5 protein-coding genes are annotated in these 7,082 nt (G+C 54.5%); 4 read left to right on the top strand and 1 reads right to left on the bottom strand.

Annotation, left to right across the window (positions count from 1 at the left end; genetic code table 11):
* Together HQL65_19935 and mltF are read left to right on the top strand one after the other, a co-directional pair.
* Positions 1–841: ketoacyl-ACP synthase III (locus HQL65_19935; GenBank protein MBF0138507.1), on the top strand; the 841-nt coding region annotated here is incomplete at its 5' end.
* 286 nt (positions 842–1,127) lie between these two features.
* Positions 1,128–2,753: a membrane-bound lytic murein transglycosylase MltF gene (gene mltF / locus HQL65_19930; GenBank protein ID MBF0138506.1), complete on the top strand. Its 1,626-nt coding sequence runs from the start codon at positions 1,128–1,130 to the stop codon at positions 2,751–2,753.
* Between the two features lie 9 nt (positions 2,754–2,762).
* Here mltF and HQL65_19925 read toward each other — a convergent pair whose 3' ends face one another.
* Positions 2,763–4,088 carry a hypothetical protein gene (locus HQL65_19925; GenBank protein MBF0138505.1) on the bottom strand — a complete coding sequence of 442 codons (1,326 nt, stop codon included), beginning with the start codon at positions 4,086–4,088 and terminating at the stop codon, positions 2,763–2,765.
* A 282-nt stretch (positions 4,089–4,370) separates the two neighbouring features.
* On the opposite strand from HQL65_19925, the gene HQL65_19920 reads away from it, so the two are divergent.
* Together HQL65_19920 and HQL65_19915 are read left to right on the top strand one after the other, a co-directional pair.
* A complete protein-coding gene (locus HQL65_19920; GenBank protein ID MBF0138504.1) occupies positions 4,371–5,045 on the top strand; it encodes a hemerythrin domain-containing protein in 675 nt (224 codons plus the stop codon).
* A gap of 397 nt (positions 5,046–5,442) precedes the next feature.
* Positions 5,443–7,082: glycosyltransferase family 39 protein (locus tag HQL65_19915; protein ID MBF0138503.1), on the top strand; the 1,640-nt coding region annotated here is incomplete at its 3' end.

The following is a 7,082-nucleotide window of genomic DNA, read 5'->3' as shown; positions in this document are numbered from 1 at the left end:
CTCCAGTTCCTGGGAACGGATCAATCCGGCAGCCGGCATCGGCCCGGAACAAATCGATATGATCATCGTCGCCACCACCACACCCGATCATATATTCCCGGCCACAGCCACCATTGTGCAACACAAACTCGGCATTGCCGACCGCAATATTCCCGCCTTTGACATTCAGGCCGTGTGTACCGGTTTCATTTATGCCCTCTCCATCGCGGAAAAATTTATTTTCTCCGGCAACTGCCAACATATCCTGCTGATCGGTGCCGAGGCTTTTTCCCGTCTCGTCGATTGGCAGGATCGTTCAACCTGTATTCTCTTCGGCGACGGTGCCGGTGCCGTGGTCCTGGGAGCCGCCAGCGAAGGTAATCGCGGCATCCTCTCCACCCATATCCATGCCGATGGCAGCCATCTCGATCTGCTGAAGGTTTCCGGTGGTGTGTCCCGGTTCCCCCTCACCCTGGGGCTGACCATGGCACTCGATACATCACACCGCGATATCGGCAATATTGTCATGCGCGGCAACGAAGTGTTCAAACATGCCGTCAAAACCATGGGCCAAATCGCCGATGAAGCCCTGGCCGCCCATGGTCTCAAACCGGACGATATCACTTGGCTGGTACCCCACCAGGCCAATATTCGCATCCTGCAAAGCACGGCCAAACGCATCGGCATCAGTCTGGATCGGGTCGTGGTGACTGTGGACCGGCATGGCAATACCTCCGCAGCCAGTATTCCCCTGGCCCTCGATGAAGCCGTGCGCGATGGCCGTATAAAACCAGGTGATCTGGTCCTCCTGGATGGCTTTGGTGGCGGATTTACCTGGGGGGCAGCCCTGATCCGCTGGTAATCCATCACTCCCCTGTTCAACCCCCGACAAACGAATGGCACACTATGTAAAAAATTTTATGTTCACATAAAAATTTCATGCCAGACTCCGTCACCTCATCCATCACCAGGACGGAACGAAGCATGAATCCGGCACGGAAGCCAAAGTATCCGCTTCAATTTGTTGTGGTTTTTTTCATGGAAGGAAAAAAATCAAGGGGGGCTTTTTTTTTCTTCTAATAAACCTTGCTGATCGGTTATCATTCTGCCTTATCCCATGGACCGGAAAGGCAACTGGAGGCGAGGGATTGCATCATACCACGATCAAAAATGCCAAATGGCGTCGTCGGTGCCGACAATGGGTCGGCATCTCCCTGGCTGCCGCCGTGATGTTTGGATGTACCAAACAAGAAGAACCGGTCGTGGGACCAAAATCACTCCTTGAACGCATCAAAACCCGCGGTGTCCTGCGCGTCATCACCCGCTATGCACCGACAACCCTCTATGAAGGTCCCGACCGGCGCATGGGGTTCGAATATGAACTCGCCGAAGCCTTCGCCCACTCCCTCGGTGTCATTCCCCGCTACATCATCCTGGATAGCCAAAAAGAAATTCTGGAGGCCCTGCGCAACCAGGAAGGGGATATCGCCGCTGCCGGATTGATCCGTTCCCAGGAACTGGAGAAAGAGTTTTTCTTTGGCCCGGATTACCAGGAAGTGGACCAGCAAGTCGTCTGCAAACGTGGCGGACTGCGTCCAACCAACCTGCTGAAACTGGCCAAAGTCAGAATTTCCGTGCCGCACGGCAGCAGCCACGAAGCCCGTCTCAAGGAATTGCAAGCCATCGTCCCGAATCTCACCTGGATCTCCGATCCGGATCGATCATCGGAACAGATTTTTCAACAAGTCTGGAATGGCACAATTGATTGTACCATCGCCGATTCCAACATTGTCGCCATCAATCGGCGCTACTATCCGGAACTGGTCGTCAAATTTCCCATCAACGCCACCCAGAATCTGGCCTGGATACTTCCCCACGGATCTGCCGATCTGCAAGAAAAAGTATCCGAATGGTTTCGCGAAATGGGTGATGGCGGTCGTCTGGCGGAGATTGAGGATCGTTATTTCAGTTCCATCAAACATCAATACGATTTTGTTGACAATCGGGCCTTCATTCGTCGCATCGACGAAAAGTTGCCCGCTTTTATTGCCAAATTCAAGGATGCCGGCCAACGGTATGGCATTCCCTGGCCTCTGCTGGCTGCCCTGGCCTATCAGGAATCACACTGGGACCCGAAAGCCATCAGTCCCACCGGCGTCAAGGGCATCATGATGTTGACCCAAAATACCGCCACCACTCTGGGAGTCAAAAATCGTAAAAATTCCCGGGAAAGCATCCTCGCCGGGGCCTGGTACCTGGCCGACCTGCGACGACGCCTGCCGCCAGAGATCAAGGATCCGGATCGCATGTGGATCGCCCTGGCAGCCTATAATACAGGACTTGGACATTTGCTGGACGCCCGTACCCTGACCAAATCCATGGGCAAGGATCCAAACTCCTGGAAAGCCATTCGTGAAGTGTACCCCCTGCTGGCCAACAAAAAATACTACACCAACACCAAACATGGCTATGCCAGAGGCATGGAACCGGTACGTTATGTCCGCAAAATCAGATACTATTATGACGTACTGGTGCAGCGCGAAGCCATGTTGACCCGGCAATCATCGAGCAAAATGGCCGCGCTTCAGAAGCGTTCGGAAGAGACCGCCCGGATTGCCAACCTGGAAAATCCAGTCACCTCGACCATCAGGGTGGCCGATACTCAAAAACGTCCAGAAGAGACCACCCGGATTGCCAGCCTGGAAAATCCTGTCGCCCTGGGCGGCTTGAACGATCTGGAAGCCCCGAATTCCTTCGATAGAAAATCTGACTGATTGCCCACCCTACGGTTTTTTAAAATCCTTGAAAAAGCTGTTGAAGTCCGGAATTTCCGGGGCGGGCGGTGGCTGGTGGCTGGTCGCCTTGTAAATGACATAGGCGAGAATGCCGCCGGAGACGATGATGCCCACGCCGGCCATGAATATGGCCAGGGGCCATTTGGAATTGATGCCCGTGGCCAACATCAGGATGGTGGCACAATGGATGATGTAATGGCTGCGGGCCACGCGCTCCGGGATCAAATCGTCCATCATGGGAATGTTTTCGACCAGGCCGGCCAGACGGCTGAAACGGTGAAACCAGACCAGGAAGGGAATGATCTTGTAGAGCATGCCAAAGATGATCGACGAAACACCTCCCCAGAGGTATAGCACGCCAAAGAGGAAACGCCATTTGTCGGCATCGTTGAGAGGCCAGAGGATCGGAATGACGAGACCAATGGCCCCGCAACCCAGGCCAACGAGCCAGAACTGGTAGGTGACATCGGCAATTTTGCGCTTCCGGGCAGCAAAGAGCTTTTTCATGGTCCAGGCATAGACCCCAATGGCCACACCAGCCGGAAGGGCAGCCAACCAGAGCCAGAGATGCCTGTCCGGGGTCAACCAGAGGGCCATGGGCAGGGCGATCAGCGTCATACCCAGACCCGCCAGAATGCCATTGCCCACTGCCACGGGAAACAGGGGCATCACATAGAACATGGGCAAAACCTGCATGGAGACGCCGATGATCAAGGTGCCGACCCAGCCCAGCAGGCCCCAGGTCAGATGGATGCCCAGGACCATGTGTCGATCCATGGGTAAAAATCCGTGCGCATATTCCCCGAGGAAAACACCTCCCAGGACCAAAACGCCAATCAGGGCAACAACGGCCATGCGCATGGCATTCACGGTGGGGTGTTTGACGGTGGTCGTCATGAGGGCACGTCCGGTCTGCACCGCAAACAAACCAATGGCAAGCCCCAAACCGACAGAAGCGACCAGGAGCAACCAGCGATGCACACCCAGGCCAATCTCCAAGACCAGCGCCGTCACCCCCACAGCCAACCCGCCATGAACCCAGGGAGCCATTCCCAGCCAGGGCATGGGCAGGGCTGCCAATACCGGGATCATCTGGTACATTGCCCCGATCATGATCATGCTGATCCAACCCAACACGGCCAGATGCGTCAAGGCAACGGTCTGCGGGGCCAAAGGCAGCAACCAGAGATCCGAACCCCAATAAAGCACGGCCACTCCGGCAGCCGAAATAAACAGGGGAGCCGTGGCAAAAAACCGGAACGGAATATGGAGAGGCGGGGCCTGATCGATGTGAAGACCGCTGGTGGAAATCATGCTGGGTCGTCTGCTCTTCGGATAGGGTTGAACGGTTCAAGGTCAGGTTCGATTGCATCCATTTTCGATTGCAACCCTGGATATGTGCGCCAGGATCATGTCAGGATCCCCGCAATAAAAATGCCCTGCTGCGAATGGGAGAATCGGACAAGCGTTGACCTGCGTCAAGGCATCGTTTGCCATGACCAACGAATATTGTCGGGTATTCTCATCAATTTGTGGCTTGCGTGACGGGATTGCACCATCAAAACTGCCAGCCAGATACAGGAGGTTGATGTCATTATGAGCAACACGTTGGACTTGACCGGAACCGATGCGGCCCATGGTTTGGAAAAATTGCAGCAGCAGTTTGCTTCTGTTGCTCCCGGAGAGGCATTCGAGCTTGTGGTCTCCGGAGATGCCGGATCCTTGTTGCGTGGCATGCAGGAAAAACATTGGGGGGCATTCGACTGGGCACCCCTGGCTGCCACATCCGGAGCCGCGACATTCTGGGTGAAAAAACTGGCAAACCCTTTAAAAACACGGCAAATCGGCGAATTCATGACCGGGGATCACCGGCGCTGCGACAGTGTGTTTGTCAATCTGGAACAAGAAGCCACCGCCGGCAACAAAGAGACCACCAGCCGGTATTTTGGTCAATTCGAGCTGGGCATGCTGCACCATTTCGATATGGAGGAAAAGGTCTTTTTCCCGGCCTTTGAAAATCGTACCGGCATGACACGCGGTCCCACCACAGTGATGCGCATGGAACATGACCAGATGCGTGGCATTCTCAAACAGATGCGCCAATCCCTGGAAGGAGGGGACACCGGTGGCGTGGCACGAGCCTGCACGACCCTCCTGATGGTCATGCAACAACACAATATCAAGGAAGAGCAAATGCTCTACGCCATGGGTGACATGCATCTGGGAAGCGATGGCGACACCCTGACGCGCCAGATGCAAGCCTTGCAATAATCCTCGCCGCAAAATGAATCACATCCGGGATGCATCCCACCCAAAAATTTTCCCGGGGCGGCGTGGCCGCCCCAAAAGTAAAACCCTCCCAGAATCATTCTGATCGAAACAAAATATTCTCACCTGATTTTCCTGCCACCAGCACCCAGGCTCTCATCGGACCGGGACCATCTGCGGATTGTTCCTGGAATAACCGTGGGCCAAGATTCAAAATCCTCGCGATGAAGGGACAAGGATCCAAAATTCATCCGACGATGAAACGAAAGATCCGAAATGAAAAATTTTTCGGGAAAAAATGCCTGCATGGAACAGGCCAGTTCCCGGGGGACATCGTGTCGGTAAATGGAACAAACCTGTTCCCTGGGAAGATCGTGTCGGTAACCGGAGGATGTTGATGATGGTAGAGAAACCACTGGGACGCCACTTGGCGGACTGGATCTTCATGATCGTGATGCTTCTGGGCTTTCTCTACCAGATCATTATTTTTTATCGGGTCATCCAGGTTGCCCCGGATGTCGGGTTCACAACTGACGAAGTGTTCATGAAGCTCGCCAAAAATCTCCATGAACATGGTGTCAGTGGCGACAAGGTGGCTGCCTCCGGGGAGATACTCCCCAACACCTGGCGCACACCGCTGTTTCCGGTTGCTTCGGCTTTGGTGTATGCCGTATTTGGCCCGGATACCCGCTGGGCCTTGGTCATGAACAATGTCTTTTATGCCCTCGCCGTGATTCTGACCTTTTTTCTCGGACGCCGCCTGCATCCCTGGGGCGGTGTGTTTGCAGCACTCTTTGTCATTCTGGATCCCATCTACCTCTATACCATCAACTCGGTGATGGCCGATGCCGTGTTTCATCTGCTGCTGACCTGGTTGCTGCTGCATGTCGTCTGGATGCTGCAAAACGGCATCACGATTACCCGTGTCACCGTGGCCGCCATCCTCATCTGTTTGCAGGAACTGGCCCGACCAGCCGGAATGTATCTGTGGATCATTCTCAGCCTGATCATTGCCGTTCATCTTTGGCGGCGGGCAAGCTGGCAACACATCGCCAAGCTGATCGGTATCGTCATGGTTTTGCACTTTGCCACTGTGGGTTTGTGGAGCCTGCGCAATTACAATGCCGGCAGCCTTTTCAAGTTTGAGTGTATGAGTGGCGACCATTTGCTGCGCTTTCACTTTCCGGTGGTGGAGTCGGAACGACTTTCCATCTCCGTGGATGAAGGGTCGCGCCGCATCCACGAACGTTTTGATGCCGATCTGAACAGGCTCACCACGACCCGGGAACAGGAAGCTTTTGTCGGGGAAGCCAACAAAATCATGTTTCGGGAGACCTTTCCCTGGTCTTTGTGGGTCATGATCAAAATGTTTCCGACCTTGTACATCGGCTTTCCCCCCGATTTTTTTACGCTGTTTTTTTCCCCCGAAGAGCAGGAACATTTCAACACCTATCTGCGGGATCATGCCACCTACTCCCGCTCCTGGTCCGAACGGCTTAAATTTGTCCATTTCCTGCTAGACAACGGATATTGGCTGATTATTGCCCTGGGGCTTTTTTCCAAGATTGTCAACTCCACCCTGCTCGTGTTGGCCGTGGTCGGGGCCGTAAAAATGGTGCGTGTCACGGATCGTACTCAACGTGATATCGGCATTTTTCTGGCCCTGTTTGTGGTGCAGATGACCTTGATTTCCACGGTCTATGGCATGGCCCGTTACCGTCTGCCCATCATGCCGGCAGTCGATATTCTGGCCTTTTATGCCCTCTGGTCGTTTTTTCAGCAGCGTTCCAAGGCTTTGAAAGCCATACCTGCCGGGCAACCCGCCAGCCCCACCCCACCGGTATCCAATAATAAAACGGCAACCTCTGCTCCCCCGACAGCCACTCCGGGAACCGGCAATAAAGCCTTGACATCCTCTTTGGCCAAATCCGCTGCGGCTTCCTCGGACAGATCGGCCAAATCTTCTGCGGCTTCCTCGGACAAACCGGCCAAATCCGCTGCGGCTTCCTCGGACAGATCGGCCAAATCCGCTGCAGCTTC

It is taken from the genome of Magnetococcales bacterium (genome assembly GCA_015228935.1).
Classification (GTDB): Bacteria; Pseudomonadota; Magnetococcia; order Magnetococcales; family DC0425bin3; genus HA3dbin3.
The sequence above is the reverse complement of the archived record's forward strand: the minus strand, read 5'-3'. Positions and strand labels throughout refer to the sequence as shown.

Excerpts from the sequence above, each read along its gene's own strand:
- HQL65_19920 (MBF0138504.1), top strand. The coding sequence starts at position 4,371 with ATGAGCAACACGTTGGACTTGACCGGAACCGATGCGGCCCATGGTTTG.
- HQL65_19925 (MBF0138505.1), bottom strand. The coding sequence starts at position 4,088 with ATGATTTCCACCAGCGGTCTTCACATCGATCAGGCCCCGCCTCTCCAT.